The 15299-nt window shown below is 49.4% G+C and carries 13 protein-coding genes; all 13 read right to left on the reverse strand.

Going from position 1 to position 15299, the window contains the following annotated elements; genetic code table 11:
- Window positions 1-5 precede the first annotated feature (5 nt).
- Window positions 6-971, reverse strand: a complete 966-nt coding sequence (argF, locus tag ACYUJT_RS21995; RefSeq protein WP_460326356.1) for an ornithine carbamoyltransferase — start codon at window positions 969-971, stop codon at window positions 6-8.
- A gap of 1 nt (window position 972) precedes the next feature.
- Entirely contained in the window at window positions 973-2205 is a 1233-nt protein-coding gene (locus tag ACYUJT_RS22000) for an acetylornithine transaminase (protein WP_460326358.1), read from the reverse strand.
- 76 nt (window positions 2206-2281) lie between these two features.
- Complete coding sequence (argB, locus tag ACYUJT_RS22005; protein WP_460326360.1) at window positions 2282-3109, reverse strand: acetylglutamate kinase; 828 nt, start codon at window positions 3107-3109, stop codon at window positions 2282-2284.
- 59 nt (window positions 3110-3168) lie between these two features.
- Complete coding sequence (gene argJ / locus ACYUJT_RS22010; protein ID WP_460326362.1) at window positions 3169-4404, reverse strand: bifunctional glutamate N-acetyltransferase/amino-acid acetyltransferase ArgJ; 1236 nt, start codon at window positions 4402-4404, stop codon at window positions 3169-3171.
- Between the two features lie 18 nt (window positions 4405-4422).
- Window positions 4423-5487: an N-acetyl-gamma-glutamyl-phosphate reductase gene (gene argC / locus ACYUJT_RS22015; RefSeq protein WP_460326364.1), complete on the reverse strand. Its 1065-nt coding sequence runs from the start codon at window positions 5485-5487 to the stop codon at window positions 4423-4425.
- A gap of 199 nt (window positions 5488-5686) precedes the next feature.
- Complete coding sequence (locus ACYUJT_RS22020) at window positions 5687-6466, reverse strand: hypothetical protein (protein WP_460326366.1); 780 nt, start codon at window positions 6464-6466, stop codon at window positions 5687-5689.
- A 139-nt stretch (window positions 6467-6605) separates the two neighbouring features.
- Window positions 6606-7526 (reverse strand): YitT family protein, encoded by a 921-nt coding sequence (locus ACYUJT_RS22025; protein ID WP_460326368.1) that lies wholly within the window; start codon window positions 7524-7526, stop codon window positions 6606-6608.
- Between the two features lie 80 nt (window positions 7527-7606).
- Window positions 7607-8723, reverse strand: a protein-coding gene (gene prfB, locus ACYUJT_RS22030; protein WP_460326370.1) for a peptide chain release factor 2 whose coding sequence is annotated in 2 segments (ribosomal slippage) — window positions 7607-8650 and window positions 8652-8723 — 1116 coding nt in all. Because the reading frame shifts where the segments join, the coding sequence is not laid out codon by codon here.
- Window positions 8724-8800: 77 nt separating this feature from the next.
- Window positions 8801-11308 (reverse strand): preprotein translocase subunit SecA, encoded by a 2508-nt coding sequence (gene secA, locus ACYUJT_RS22035; RefSeq protein WP_460326372.1) that lies wholly within the window; start codon window positions 11306-11308, stop codon window positions 8801-8803.
- A gap of 206 nt (window positions 11309-11514) precedes the next feature.
- On the reverse strand, window positions 11515-12063 hold the full coding sequence (hpf, locus tag ACYUJT_RS22040; protein WP_460326374.1) for a ribosome hibernation-promoting factor, HPF/YfiA family: 549 nt from the start codon (window positions 12061-12063) through the stop codon (window positions 11515-11517).
- A 277-nt stretch (window positions 12064-12340) separates the two neighbouring features.
- Entirely contained in the window at window positions 12341-12538 is a 198-nt protein-coding gene (locus ACYUJT_RS22045) for a cold shock domain-containing protein (RefSeq protein ID WP_019635628.1), read from the reverse strand.
- Window positions 12539-12826: 288 nt separating this feature from the next.
- A complete protein-coding gene (locus tag ACYUJT_RS22050) occupies window positions 12827-13906 on the reverse strand; it encodes a DegT/DnrJ/EryC1/StrS family aminotransferase (RefSeq protein WP_460326377.1) in 1080 nt (359 codons plus the stop codon).
- Window positions 13907-13913: 7 nt separating this feature from the next.
- Complete coding sequence (locus tag ACYUJT_RS22055; RefSeq protein ID WP_460326379.1) at window positions 13914-15245, reverse strand: glycosyltransferase; 1332 nt, start codon at window positions 15243-15245, stop codon at window positions 13914-13916.
- Window positions 15246-15299 lie beyond the last annotated feature (54 nt).

Raw genomic sequence — 15299 nt, forward strand, 5'->3', positions numbered from 1 at the left:
AATGATTATGATCCGATTAGCGCTGCCATCAACGCTTTTTGGGCATGAAGACGGTTCTCCGCTTGATCGAAAATAATCGAGTTCTTGCCGTCGATAACTCCTTCGCTCACTTCCTCGCCGCGATGGGCTGGCAAGCAATGCATGAACAAGTAATCCGGCTTCGCATGTCGCGCCAGTTCTTCATTGACCTGATACGCAGCAAAGGCCGTCTCACGCGCCTTCTGCTCTTCCTCGAAGCCCATGCTCGCCCAGACATCCGTATAAATGACGTCCGCCTGCGTTACCGCCGCTTTCGGATCGCGGACGGCCTCGACGACCGCTCCAGTCTCCTTTGCGATCTGCTGCGCTTGCTCCGTAATTTGCGCATCTGGCTCGTAGCCCTCCGGGCTAGCCACGGAAATGTGAACCCCAAGCTTCGCGCAGCCGATCATCAGGGAGTGGGCCATATTGTTGCCGTCGCCGATGTAGGCCAGCTTCAGGCCCTTCAGGGTTCCCTTATGCTCATAAATAGTTTGCAAGTCCGCCAATACTTGGCAAGGGTGCGCCAAATCGCTGAGCCCGTTGATGACCGGAACAGACGAATAACGAGCCAAATCGACGACATTCTCGTGACCGAAGGTACGGATCATGATGCCGTCCAGATATCTCGACATCACAGCCGCCGTATCGGCGATCGTCTCACCGCGGCCAAGCTGGATATCATTCTTGCTCAGAAACAAGGCATGCCCGCCCAGCTGATAGGTGCCAACCTCGAAGGATACCCGAGTCCGTGTGGAGGACTTCTCGAAAATAAGCCCGACGGTTTTCCCCTTCAGCGGATGATAGACCTCACCCTTTTTCTGCTTATCCTTGATCTCGATCGCGAGGTCGAGCAAATACTGAATTTCTTCCGTTGTATAATCGCTAAGCTCGATGAAATCGCGGCCCTTCAGATTAAATGCATTTTTCTTCGTTCCCTCTATTAGACTCATACTACGCTTCCTCCTTGGATGTATGGGCGGAAATGATCGCTGCCAGCGTATCGACGGCTTGATCGATTTCCTCCCGGCTCACGTTCAGGTTCGGCAGCAGGCGGATGACGTTCGGACCGGCAGTCACGAACAGCAATTTGTTCTTCTGGCCCTCGGTGACGAAGTCCGCCACAGACTCGGCGCATTCGATGCCGATCAGCAGGCCTTTGCCGCGGATGGCCTTCACGAACGGTTCATCCTTGAATGCCTCTTGAAGACGTTCGTGCAAATATTTGCCCATCTCGTCCGCACGCTGTGGAATGCTATCCTCCAGCATCGTCTCGATCGTCGCGATAACCGCAGCAGCCGCTACCGGGTTGCCGCCGAACGTGGTCGCATGGCTGCCCGGCGTGAATGCTTCGCGGAGGTATTCCTTGGCGAGCATTGCCCCGACGGACAGTCCGCTCGCAATGCCTTTCGCGGAGGTGAAGATGTCCGGCTCAATGCCGTAGTGCTCGTGCGCAAACCATTTGCCCGTACGGCCCATGCCGGTTTGCACCTCGTCCACGATCAGCAGGAGTCCTTCTTTTTTGCAAAGCGCGGCAAGCTCCTGAACGAAGTCAGGATCGACCGGATATACGCCACCCTCCGCCTGGATCATCTCCAGCATGACCGCCGCCGTATTCGGCCCGATGGCCTCCTTCAGCGCGCCCATATCATGCAGCGGCACGGTCTTGAACCCTTCCGGCAGCGGCAGGAAGCCGTCCTTCACCTTATCCTGTCCTGTAGCCGTCAGCGTCGCCAGCGTCCGCCCATGGAACGATTGCTGGAAAGTAATCACCTCATAGCGGCCGGTTCCTTTGATCTTCTGATGATAACGGCGCGCCAGCTTGATGGCTGCTTCGTTCGCCTCGGCCCCGCTGTTGCAGAAAAACACGACATCGGCACAAGTGACCTCCGTCAGCAGCTGCGCAGCCTTCTCCTGCTGTGGAATTTGAAACAAATTCGATACATGCCACAGCTTATCCAGCTGAGCCTTGACCTTGGCCGTAACCTTCTCAGGAGCATGCCCCAGATTCGTGACCGCAAGCCCGCTCATAAAATCAAGATAACGATTCCCCTGGTCATCCCACAGCCAGCTGCCATGCCCCTTGACGAGACTGATCGGATAGCGGGCATAGCTTGGAAATAGCGCACTCTTCGCCGCGTCCGCCGCCTTGGATGCCTTCGCTTCTTTAAGATCACTTTGTGCCATCGCTTGTCACTCCTATCTATTGGATAAAATCTCTTGATTTCGCTCTATTAACTATAACGCAGTCTAAAATGCCATGCTACTGCATCCGTACAATTTTCGTCCCGATTTCCTCGCCGGACAGCACACGGCTCAGGATCCCTGGCTCACTGCCGTCCACGATGACGACCTCCTGCACTTTGCCGTGAATGCAGGCAATGGCTGCCCGCACTTTGGGGATCATACCGCCGTAGATTTCGCCGGTCTGAATCATGTCTTCGATTTCCTGTACCGTCACGGTCGGCAGCACTCTTTTCTCACCATTTACCGTCTTCAGAATGCCCGGCACATCCGTCACGACGATCATTCGCTCCACGCCGAGTTCGGATGCTACCGCCCCGGCTGCTGTGTCCGCATTAATATTGTAACGCTGGCCATCCCCATCCACGCCGAGCGGTGCGATGATCGGCATAAATCCAAGCTGGATTACGCCTTCGATCAAATGGGCGTCGACTTTGGTAACGTCGCCGACAAGCCCGACTTCGGCACTAGCGGCTGCCGGCTGCGCGGTAATCAGCTGGCCGTCTATGCCGGACATGCCCAGCGCTTTGCCTCCGGATTGCCCGATGCGGCGCACGATGCCTTTATTGATGCTTCCGGCCAATACCATTTCCACGACGTCCAGCACTTCCTCTGACGTATATCGCAGCCCGTTCACGAACTTCGTTTCTATCCCGAGCTTATTCAGATTGTCAGAAATAGCCGGACCGCCCCCGTGGACGATGACCGGCTGCACTCCGCTCTCCTGCAGCTTCACTAGATCCTCGAAAAAGGAATCCGGGAGCTCTGCGAGCGTGCTGCCTCCACATTTCATTACAAACGTCCCGTTTGCCGCAAGCTGATCGCCTGTATCCAGCGCTGTTCTCATCGCTCCAAAACCCCTCTCCAATTCTCATGAATGTATCATTATGTGATTGAACCTCACAGTTAAGTGCGATATGCCGCATTTATCCGTACATAGTCATAGGTCAAATCGCAGCCCCAAGCCGTAGCCCGGCCTTCCCCGTTATGCAGATGGACATGGATAACAACCGTATCCCCCTGCAGGTAAGTGAGCGCCTCATCCTCATCGAATGGAATCGGCCGGGAGCCCGTCAGCACATTGATGCTGCCAAGTGAAATATCCACCGTCTCCGGGTTCACCGGCTCTCCGGCGCGGCCAACCGCTGCGATGATACGGCCCCAGTTCGCATCGGCGCCGAAAACGGCCGATTTCACCAGGCTAGAGCCGATGATCGTCTTGGCAATGGCCCGGGCCGACAGATCGCTGACTGCACCTTCCACGTTCACTTCCACGAGCCGTGAAGCGCCCTCGCCATCGCGGGCAATCGCCTTGGCAAGCACCTCGCACACATAGCCGAAGCCCGCCGCAAAGTTCTCCCATGCCGGATGCTCCGGTGTCAGGGACTCATTCCCTGCTAGCCCGCTCGACATCGCAAGCAGCATGTCGTTCGTGCTCGTATCGCCGTCCACCGTAATCATATTGAAGGTGGCATCGGTCACCTTGCGGAGCAGCGCCTGCAGCGCTTCGGCCTCGATAGCCGCGTCGGTCGTTACAAAGCCAAGCATAGTCGCCATATTCGGATGGATCATGCCCGAGCCTTTGGCGGCTCCGGCGATGCTGATTTCCCGTCCATCCACGTTCAGCTTCACGCACACCTCTTTCTTCACGAGGTCCGTGGTCAGGATCGCTTGGCAGAACTCCTCCGCCCCGTCGGCTCCCACCGATACCACTGCCGGGAGTCCGTTAATCCCGGCGTCAACTCGCTCCATCGGCAGGAGCTCGCCGATAACGCCCGTCGACGCCACGGCAACTTCCTCCGGCCGCAGCCCGAAGGCTTCCGCCGCTGCTGCGCGCATCGCGTAGGCATCGTCCTCGCCCTGCTTGCCTGTGCAGGCGTTGGCGTTGCCGCTATTCACGACGACCGCCCGCAGCCGCTGGCTGCTGGAGGCGAGGCTGTCACGCGTCACTTTGAGCGGTGCAGCCTGGAATACATTCAATGTATACACAGCGGCTGCTACGGCAGGCACTTCACATACGATCGCGCCAAGATCGTTGCGCGATGTTTTTTTCAAGCCGCAATGCAGTCCCCCTGCCCGGAAACCCTGCGGCGTCGTAACTGTTCCCTCTGTAACTACCGTAAACTTGCTAACCTCTCCCATGGCGTTCTCCCCTCACGATTACGGATAAACCGGACTGAGCTTAAGTCCCGTCGTTTCATCCCAACCCATCATTAGATTCATATTCTGAATGGCCTGGCCTGCTGCACCTTTTACAACGTTATCGATGACCGATATGATCGTTAATCTTCCCGTGCGAGGATCAGCGGCGAAGCCGATATCGCAATAGTTCGAGCCGAATACTTCTTTCGTCGCTGGCCATTTGCCCGCCTCCCGAATGCGTACGAACGGTCTGCCCTCATAATACTGGCGATACAGCTCAGTTAAATCTTCATCGGTATAAGCTCCTTGGAGCTGAGCGTACATCGTGCACATAATGCCCCGCGTCATCGGCACCAATTGGGTCGTAAACGTGACGGTCACCTGCTCTCCCGCAATATGCGACAGGCTTTGCTCGATTTCCGGAATGTGCTGGTGCTTGTTGACTTTATAGGCCTTAAAATTCTCATTGATCTCCGCATAATGCGTCATCAGGCTAGTGCCGCGGCCTGCGCCAGAAACACCAGACTTCGCATCGATAATGATCGTGGATGGATCAATCCAACCCGCGCTCAACGCCGGAATTAATCCCAGCAGCGTCGCCGTCGGGTAGCACCCGGGATTCGAGATGAATTCCGAGCCGCCGACATCGTCGCCGTTAATTTCGCTCAAGCCGTAAACTGCCTGCTTCAAGATGTCCGCATCCGGAGCATCGTGTTTGTACCAGGCTTCATAGACCGAGCCGTCCTTGATACGAAAATCCCCGGAGAGATCGATGACCTTAAGTCCCACCTCCAGCAATTGTGGCACAAGCTTGCTGCTTACTCCGGACGGCGTTGCCGTAAATACGATATCCGCCTTCTTAGCAATTTCCGCTGGATCTACTCCGTCCAAGTCCTGAACCAGAATTTCCGATAAATGCGGAAATCCATCCGTAATCGGTACCCCGGCACTTGAAGCTGAAATGACGGAGGTGATCTCCACCATCGGATGGCCCAATAAAAAGCGAATCAGCTCCACGCCGCCATACCCCGTGGAACCGACAATAGCTACCTTCACTTTGTTTGCATTTCCAGTCACAGTCATAACCTCTCTTTCCTCTCCCTAATAATTTCGATGTGTCTCTAGACGTTCCCTGTTCACTTGCGATCCGAATAGAAAATATGTATTATTATACGATTATACTAATATAAATACAACCGTAATGCATAATTATTTATGCTGCTAACTGGAGCTATATGCAAAAAAAGAATCTCTGATGAGATTCTTTTTAAGACTGATATTTTTAATTTTGCGTTTTGCGCTCCGGTTTCGCAGGAAATTCTCCATTTACCTGCTTCGTTACGGCATCCCGCAGCTCAGCAATTCGGGCATCGTACTTGTCCTGCGTAATTTTGCCTGCTGACAATTGCTCCTTCAAATGCTCTGTCTCGGCATTCACTAATGCATCGATGACTTGATTAACATCGACTCCTTGCTTTGAAGCCAGATCAGCTAGCGATGTTGCGGATTGGATCGCCTCTTTGAGCCCGTCCTCGCTTAGGCCCAGTACCTCCGTCAGGGCTTCATGGCTACCGAAGATGCCCCCATGGCCAAAGCCATGTCCACGGGGTCCGGCAAAACCGTCTTTGCCTGCTGCGGCATGATTAGAATCCAGCCACTGATCCACCTTAGCCGATAAATCAGCCGCATCCTCGTTCGCTGCTTCGCTGCTTTCCAGCCACTTCAAGATTTGAGCCTTCAACTCTGCTCGAGCAATGCCTTGGCTTTCCGCTACTTCCGCCAGCGTACTCTGTTCCAGCTTCTCCCGTAGGGCTGCTCCATCCAGGTTCAAATACTCCAGCAGATTACTCTGTATCTCTTTAAAAGGAACCAAGCGCTTACCCGTCCCTCTCTCGCCAATCGCTTGTCCACGTTTCTGCCGCAGCTCTTGCTGCTGCGTCTGCTGCTGATCCGTGCTATTCGTATTGGATGCGGCGCTAGCGAGGCCGGATGACCACACACCTCCTGTCAAAGCTAACGCTGCGGCCAAACTGCCGGCCAAAATGGCTTTTTGTGTTCTCATCTACTTGTTCCACCTTTCTTGCATGAATTTGTACTGCTGGAACTATAATATCCGCCTAAACTGAATCTTCTCTGAACGTGCACTTAAAGGTAACTTAGAATGTCCGAATGGAGTGCAGACAAAAAAAAGAACCCGAGCCTTAACTCGGATCCTTTGATTTATTGTATTTACTGCCTCTCCCTAGAGAAAATCCCTCGCCCAGTACCTCATGGGCATTCGTAATGATAACAAATGCCGTCGGCTCGATCGTCTGCACCAGCGTTTTCAGGCTCGTCACTTCACTTTGTCCGACCACAACCATTAGCACGGTCCGGTCATCTCCAGTGTAGCCGCCCTGAGCTGAGAGCTTGGTGAGTCCCCGGTCTAGATGATGCAATATCGCATCCGTAATTTCATCCGTTTTGTCGGCGATAATGTAGGCGACCTTCGTATAGTTGAAGCCGAGCTCCACCACATCGATGAACTTCCCTGTAATATAAAGGCCGATTAAGGCGTACAGCGCCCGCTCCGGCGACAAGATAAAGCCAGCCAGGACAATGACTAGCCCATCCATCAGCACCACGCAAAGGGACAGGCTTAGCCCGCTGTATTTCTGAATAATCTGCGCCGCGATGGATAACCCTCCGGTAGAGCCCCGTCCCCGAAAGACGAGCCCCAGCCCCAGGCCGACGCCAATCCCACCATATAAGGAGGCCAGCAGCGGGTCCGTCGTGGGCGCCGTCCAATCCTTGGTCAAGAACACAAACAACGGCAGGACTACCGTCCCCAGCAGCGAACGAAGCGCGTAATATCTGCCTAGCAAAAGATATCCTGCAGCAAACAACGGGATGTTCAGCGCCCACTGGGTATATGCCGGTTCAATATTAAAAAGTGATTTGGCAATAATCGATAACCCGGAAACGCCGCCGGAAGCGATATCGCTTGGTACGAGGAACAGGTTAAAGGCCATTGCCGTAATGAATGATCCGATCAAGATCATGAACGTATCGAGCGCATGCCGAAACGGGCCATTAAGGGGGATGTAAACTCCCGGCCTGCGTTTGCGTGACTTTGATGACACGGTTAAATCCTCCTTACTTGACTCCAAAAAAATTCCTACACGCTAAGGCTAGTGTAGGAATTCTTTTCTGAATCTATAACTCAATTTTTGGATTCGCTCTTAATTTGGCTGCGCAAATATCCATCTATAAACGGATCAAGCTCCCCGTCCATGACGGCGCCCACGTTTCCGGACTCCACCGATGTGCGGTGATCCTTCACCATGCTGTAAGGATGGAACACGTAAGAACGAATTTGGCTGCCCCAGGCGATGTCCGACTGTTCGCCGCGGATTTCGTCCAATTCCTTCTGCTGCTCCTCCAGCTTGCGCTCGACCAATTTGGAACGGAGCATCGTCATAGCCCGCTCCCTGTTCTTAATCTGAGAACGTTCATTCTGACACGTCACCACGATGCCTGTCGGCAGGTGAGTAATCCGTACGGCGGAGTCCGTCGTATTGATGTGCTGTCCTCCAGCCCCGCTTGCCCGGTACGTATCGATCTTCAAATCCTCTGACCGGATTTCGATATTCGCATCCTCCGTAATCTCCGGTACGACGTCACAGGATACGAATGAGGTATGTCTTCTTCCCGAGGAATCGAACGGGGAAATTCGCACCAAGCGATGTACCCCTTTCTCTGCCTTCAGGTAGCCGTAGGCATTGTATCCTTTGATCAGCAGCGTAACGCTCTTGATTCCTGCCTCATCACCTGGAAGATAGTCCAGCGTCTCGACCTTGAAGCCGTGCTTCTCCGCCCAGCGGGTATACATCCGCAGCAGCATTTGGCCCCAGTCCTGCGACTCGGTGCCGCCCGCTCCCGGATGCAGCTCCAGAATGGCATTCATCTTATCGTACGGCGAGCTGAGCAGCAGCTGGAGCTCGAAATCCTCCAGCTTCTTCAGCAGCACTTCAACGGAGCCACCGATATCGGCCGCGAGCTCTTCGTCGCCCTCTTCCTCGGCGAGCTCGGCCATCAACGCCGTATCGTCGTATTCCTGCTGCAGTGCTTCGTATTGGTCTACCGAGGACTTGATGGCATTCATCTCGGCAATGATGCCTTGCGCACTGTCGTTATCGTCCCAGAAATCCGGGGCTGCCATCTTGTCCTCGTAGTTGGCAATCATTTCATGCTTGAGATCTAAGTCAAAGAGACCCCCTAAGATTGGATAATTTCTTGGCGATTTCACGCATATCCTGCTTAATGCTCGGGTCGATCATCGTTGTTCATTCACCTTCCCAAATGTACTTAAGGATTAAGGATGCTCCAGCCTGCTGCGAGAGTCCTTTGCGTACTTTTACGCGTTCTGTCCGTGGCAATGTTTGTATTTCTTGCCGCTGCCGCATGGGCATGGATCATTGCGTCCAATTTGATCGCCGCGCTGAACCGGACGCTTCTCCGCCGGCTCGCCGCTGGTGGAGATTTTGCTCTCGTCCACAACCGCTTGGCGCTCTTGGTTGCTCTCGACATGTGACTTCATAATATATGTCGAAACCTCTTCCTGGATGCTGGCCACCATCTGGTTGAACATTTCGAAGCCCTCAAATTGATATTCGCGAAGCGGATCGGTACCGCCGTATGCCCGCAAGTGGATGCCTTGGCGCAACTGATCCATAGCGTCGATGTGATCCATCCACTTGCTGTCCACGGCACGGAGCGCAATAACCTTCTCGAATTCGCGTACCATTTCCGGCCCAAGCGCTTCCTCGCGCGTGTCGTACTTGGCCATCACTTTGGAGTAGATATGTTCGACCATCTCACTCGGCTCTTTGCCCCATAGCTCGTCTTTTGTAATCGAACCTTCATCTAGCATCTTGGCGTTCATAAAGTCAGCTACGTCCTGCAGCTCCCAGTTCTCTGGAATTTCGTCAGCCGTATGCGCTTCGACCACCCGCTCGATAACGGCTTTGATCATATCGATAATGATTTGCTTGATGTTATCGGATTCGAGCAGCTCACGGCGCTGTTTATAGATGATTTCGCGCTGTTGGTTCATAACATCGTCATATTGCAGGACGATTTTGCGCACATCAAAGTTATTGCCTTCGACCCGTTTCTGGGCGGATTCGACGGCACGTGTAATCATTTTGCTCTCGATCGGCTGATCCTCTTCGAACCCGAGGCGCTCCATCATGTTGAGCACGTTATCCGCACCGAAACGCTTCATCAGTTCATCGCCGAGCGACAGATAGAATTGTGTGGAGCCTGGGTCACCCTGGCGCCCCGCACGTCCGCGAAGCTGATTATCGATCCGGCGTGATTCATGACGCTCGGTACCGATAATATGCAATCCCCCGACTTCAGATACCCCTTCGCCAAGCAGAATGTCCGTACCACGGCCCGCCATGTTCGTAGCGATCGTCACGGAGTTCGGCTCCCCTGCACGCGAAATGATCTCCGCTTCTTCGGCATGGTATTTCGCGTTAAGCACTTTATGCTGAATGCCTTTGCGCTTCAGCATTTCAGAGAGGCGCTCGGAGTTCTCGATGGATACCGTACCCACCAGAATCGGCTGCTTCTCTTTATGCCGTTTTACAATTTCCTCAACGACGGCACGGAATTTTCCTTCTTCGCTCTTATACACGACATCCGGCATATCGTCCCGGCGGTTCGGACGGTTCGTAGGCACCTGCAGCACTTCAAGGCCGTAGATTTTCTTGAACTCCTCTTCCTCGGTCTTCGCCGTACCGGTCATACCTGCCAATTTGCGATACATACGGAAATAGTTCTGGAACGTAATCGTCGCCAGCGTCATGCTCTCATTCTGTACCTCGATGCCTTCCTTCGCTTCGATTGCCTGGTGCAACCCTTCGCTGTACCGGCGTCCAGCCATCAAGCGGCCCGTAAACTCGTCGACGATCATAACCTCGTCTTCGGTTACGACGTAGTCTACGTCACGGCGCATAATGACATTCGCTTTGAGCGCTTGAACGATATGGTGATTCAACGTGACATGGGTGTGGTCATAGAGGTTGTCAATGCCAAAAGCACGCTCAGCTTTAGCAACCCCTTTCTCCGTCAAGGACACAGCTTTAACTTTAATATCAACTGTGAAGTCCTCTTCAGGCACAAGCTTCTTAATAAAACGGTCCGCTGCATAATACAGCTCCGTCGATTTCTGAGCTTGTCCAGAAATGATCAGCGGCGTACGCGCCTCGTCAATCAGAATGGAGTCCACTTCGTCAATGATACAGAAATAAAGCGGACGCTGAACCATCTGCTCCTTGTAGAGAACCATATTGTCGCGCAAATAGTCGAAGCCGAACTCATTGTTCGTTCCGTAAGTAATGTCGCAGGCGTAAGCCTCTTGCTTGTCGGCATGCTCCATCCCGCTCAGGTTAACCCCAACAGTCATGCCGAGAAAATTATAGATCTGTCCCATCTGTTCGCTGTCGCGTTGAGCCAGATAGTCGTTGACCGTAACGACGTGCACGCCTTTACCAAGGAGCGCATTCAAATAAACCGGCAAGGTACCTACCAATGTTTTACCTTCACCGGTTTTCATCTCGGAAATACGACCTTCATGGAGAGCCATCCCCCCGAGCAACTGTACGTCAAAATGACGCATGCCCAGCGTTCTGCGCGAAGCTTCCCTAACCGTTGCAAACGCTTCGGGGAGCAGCTCATCCAATGTCTCGCCCTTCTCGATCCGTTCGCGGAACTCGGCCGTTTTGCCCTGCAGCTGCTCGTCCGTCAGCGCCTCAAATTTCGGTTCTAATGTATTGATTAAGTCCACCGTCTTCATAAGACGTTTGACATCACGTTCATTCGTGTCGCCAAATATCTTCTTCACTATTCCTAGCATAGTTAACCCCTTTCACGGCTAAACAAATGATTTACCTAAATTGTAACAGTTTGTAAGGCATGCCGCAACACGCGCCGTCACGTTTCCTACGGCATTCCGATATCTAAAAAGAGCCCCATCCGCGGGCGGACAAGGCTCGTTTCCTTAAGTTCAATTGCAAGAATTACCATGCCATTCATACAATCGTCATGATTGGATACGTTATACTAATCCTGCTCGATCAAACCATATTTCCCGTCATTCCGTCTGTAGACGACGTTCAATTCTTTACTATCAATGTTGGAGAAAACAAAGAAATTATGGCCAACCATATTCATTTGCAGTATGGCTTCTTCCACGTCCATTGGTTTCATTGTAAACCGCTTCGTGCGGACGACTTCCAATTCATCGCTATCCGTTTCATCCACGGCTACTGAAGCGCCATTCTCAACGAACAGGCTCTTCAAGCTGCCTTCCTGACGGAACTTGCGATTGATCTTCGTCTTATGCTTGCGTATTTGGCGCTCGAGCTTGTCCACGACAGCATCAATCGATGCATACATGTCATCACTGCGATCCTCAGCGCGAAGCACTACTCCGGTTAGAGGAATCGTAACCTCCACCGTATGCAAACCGCGTACGACACTTAAAGTGACGTAGCCTTCTGAGGTAGGGGGTGCTTCAAAGTACTTGTCAAGTCGACTGAGCTTCTTGTCTACGTAATCTCGCAGTGCGTCAGTCACTTCAATTTGCTGTCCACGAATACTAAAATTCATAGGGCACTCCTCCTTTGCTTTGCACCTTTATTATACCACGGTGTTAAGGCAATGTAAAAAGTGTAAACGCAGGATTAATGCCTAAAAAAAAGACCAAGCCTCTAGCGTAAGCCGCCAGAGCTGGCCTATATGATCTGTGCCAAATTTGAGTAACAAGTCTGATATGTAACCGCTTGCCAAGAAAAAATAAAAGACCCGGGTTGCCCCAGGTCTGTGCTAGCGAATCTTCAATTGTTAACCATCGTACCGTTATATGTAGGTCGGCTCTGCCGGATGATTATAATTTGATTACGTTAGCCGCTTGCGGTCCGCGAGCGCCTTCAACGATCTCGAACTCTACAGATTGTCCTTCTTCCAAAGTTTTGAAACCATCTGTTTGAATAGCTGAGAAGTGTACGAATACGTCTGCGCCATCTTCAGTTTCGATGAAACCGTAACCTTTTTCTGCGTTAAACCATTTAACTTTACCTTGCATGCACTAACATTCCCTTCATTATCAAATAAGAGTGTGAACCAAGCTCACATTTCTGACTATACCACTCCAGCTTAAATCGTGTCAATTGGAAAAGAAAAGGTTTTACTGTAAATTTATTGTAAAATCTTGTCACAAAAAGCGGAATGACCCATTTAGCTAGCAGCAGCAGAAATGCGCTCATGTTTTATTAACCCGGAAAGGGGGGAGTGAAACATTTATAATGAACTATTTCACAATAACAAAATCATTTTTATCCAAGGTTATAGCACTACCTCTATAAGGGAACAACTAGTTGAGTTGATTAATTAGAATGTTACATATTAAATCAATTTCGGCTTCCTTAAGCTCACCATACATAGGGAGACATAGAATCCGTTTCGCTATATCTCCGGAATTCTTCATTTCGGAAGAATCTATATAAGGTAGTTTATCAAGCGAAGGATAGAAGTACCTTCTAGGATAAATGTTCTGACTCTCCATTGCTGATTTCACTGATAGCACTGTGTTCTCAGAGTCCAAAAGTATTGGAAAATACGAATAATTCCTTGTACCAAATTCATTAAAGTAAACAAAAGAAATCCCAGGCACACCACTTAATCTCTCCATGTAACAATCATGAATATTAGCCCTCTGTTTTATAATTTCATCGATGTCATCCAACAAACATAAGCCCATAGCCGCTTGAAATTCATTCATCTTTGCGTTGATACCTAACTCTTCGGGAATCCCGTGCATACCAAATCCAAAATTTATTAATCTTTTTGCTCTCTGATACAGCTCTTCATCTTGGACAATAAGAGCTCCACCTTCAATGGTGTGAAAAATCTTGGTAGAGTGGAAACTTAGTATAGAAACATCTCCATAGTTTAGTATACTGTTATCTTTATAAGTTGTTCCGAAGGCATGCGCTGCGTCATAGATTACTTTTAACCCATTTTCTTCAGCAATTTTATTAATTTCTTCAACTTCACATGGATTCCCAAATACATGTACTGGTAAAATACATGACGTCTGATTAGTAATTTTCTTTGCGATTCTTGAATAATCCAAATTAAAAGTTTCAGGATCTATATCCACAAAAGCTGGTTTTAACCCTTCCCAAACCAAACTACTAGTGGTAGCTACAAACGAAAATGGTGTTGTTAGCACTTCTCCCTTTAAATCCAATAATTTATATGCCAATTGAAGAGCAAGCGTTCCGTTTGACACCAGAACAACATATGGAACATTCAAATAACTGCAAAGTCTGTTTTCTAACTCCCGAACTAGTACCCCATTATTTGTTAGCTGATTAGATTGAAAAATTTCTCTAACATAACCCTGGTATTTGTCGATATTTGGCAAATGTGTTTTCGTAACCTGGATCATAAGTTCTTCACACTTCCCCGAGGTCTTTTTCTAACAATAGATAAGCATCATGATAATTTTGGCGAAGATAGTTCATTATGTTGAAAATATCACCCGTATTTTGCTGTGCTCTCAAAACTTCAAATCTCCATTTAAAATACGCATATAGCCTGAAGCCCAGCCATTTATCTAACAATTCATCAGAGGAAAAGTAATCCTTAGCAGCTAGATCTCTTAATTTGACCATTTCTTTAATCGACAAGTAGTCCAATTCTGACGTCAGATTATAACTAAAACTCTCATCATGTATACGATAAACCCCTACGTTATCAGGTATAAATCCTACATTACCTACTAACATCAGCCTTAGATATAAAAATAAATCCTTAATTTGAGTTTCCTCAGTAAGACATTTCATTTGTACTGCCAGTTCTCTTCTAAAAACGCTTGTAAGTAGACTTGTAATATGAGGATATTCTTTAGTTTCATAGAACATAAAATAATATTTACCATTCACTTCCTCATTCAAGCTTAACTGCGTTTGATAAGTTTCCCCCGTCTTGGTTATTAGTTTAGTGCAGTTAGCAAAAACAAATGATAAAGATTTATTTCTTTCAAGTAAACAGATTGCTTTCAATATGTACCCGGAATCAGTTAGATAATCATCGTGATCTAAAAACAAAACATATTCACCATCAGCATATTCGTAGAAAGCGTGGCAACTATTTATACCAGGCCCAAGATTTTTATCGTTTCGTTTGTAGAGTACTCTGTATTCTTTTTCAAATTGCTGCATCATTGATAAGGTACCATCTGTAGAACAGTCATCGGCTACTACGATCTCTAAATTAGGATAGCTTTGATCCAGCAATGAATGGATGGCTTGCTTCAAGTAGGCCTCTTGATTGTACGTTGGTATGATAACGCTAATTTTAGGAAGATCGTTTCTATATTTTTTAATAATATCGGATTCAGATAAATTTAATTGCGAACATGCCCCCTTTATCTTGAAGATAAGTTCATCTTTAAGTAATGGGTCTTCCGTTATTAATGAAGCTATTAAGTAATGATAAGAGGACTTTTCCGGTTCCCCCGCTTTCTCAAAGAGAAACCCTAGATTATAACGCAGTTCTTCGTGGAGAGAAAAAATTTCAATACCTTTTTGTAATACATTAATAGCATGTTCTAAATTATTCTGCTCATAATGAATTAAAGATTGAAAAATAAAAATATCTGGATCTTCTTGGTGGAGTCTTTTATATTGCTTAATTAACTGTTCAGCATTTAGAAAATCTGCTGACTGTATTTTTTTATAAATATCTGATTTCAAAACTGATTTAAGATCTGCTTCATTGTTCATTTGAATCTTCCTTTTCTAGAAGTTAGTACTTCACCAACTAATTAATAGTATCGA

This window comes from Paenibacillus sp. YSY-4.3 (genome assembly GCF_054767475.1).

Coding starts and splice junctions, on each gene's coding strand:
- ACYUJT_RS22000 (WP_460326358.1), bottom strand. CDS start 2,205: ATGGCACAAAGTGATCTTAAAGAAGCGAAGGCATCCAAGGCGGCGGAC.
- ACYUJT_RS22050 (WP_460326377.1), bottom strand. CDS start 13,906: ATGATCCAGGTTACGAAAACACATTTGCCAAATATCGACAAATACCAG.
- argC (WP_460326364.1), bottom strand. CDS start 5,487: ATGACTGTGACTGGAAATGCAAACAAAGTGAAGGTAGCTATTGTCGGT.
- hpf (WP_460326374.1), bottom strand. CDS start 12,063: ATGAATTTTAGTATTCGTGGACAGCAAATTGAAGTGACTGACGCACTG.
- argJ (WP_460326362.1), bottom strand. CDS start 4,404: ATGGGAGAGGTTAGCAAGTTTACGGTAGTTACAGAGGGAACAGTTACG.
- ACYUJT_RS22045 (WP_019635628.1), bottom strand. CDS start 12,538: ATGCAAGGTAAAGTTAAATGGTTTAACGCAGAAAAAGGTTACGGTTTC.
- argF (WP_460326356.1), bottom strand. CDS start 971: ATGAGTCTAATAGAGGGAACGAAGAAAAATGCATTTAATCTGAAGGGC.
- ACYUJT_RS22020 (WP_460326366.1), bottom strand. CDS start 6,466: ATGAGAACACAAAAAGCCATTTTGGCCGGCAGTTTGGCCGCAGCGTTA.
- argB (WP_460326360.1), bottom strand. CDS start 3,109: ATGAGAACAGCGCTGGATACAGGCGATCAGCTTGCGGCAAACGGGACG.
- secA (WP_460326372.1), bottom strand. CDS start 11,308: ATGCTAGGAATAGTGAAGAAGATATTTGGCGACACGAATGAACGTGAT.
- ACYUJT_RS22055 (WP_460326379.1), bottom strand. CDS start 15,245: ATGAACAATGAAGCAGATCTTAAATCAGTTTTGAAATCAGATATTTAT.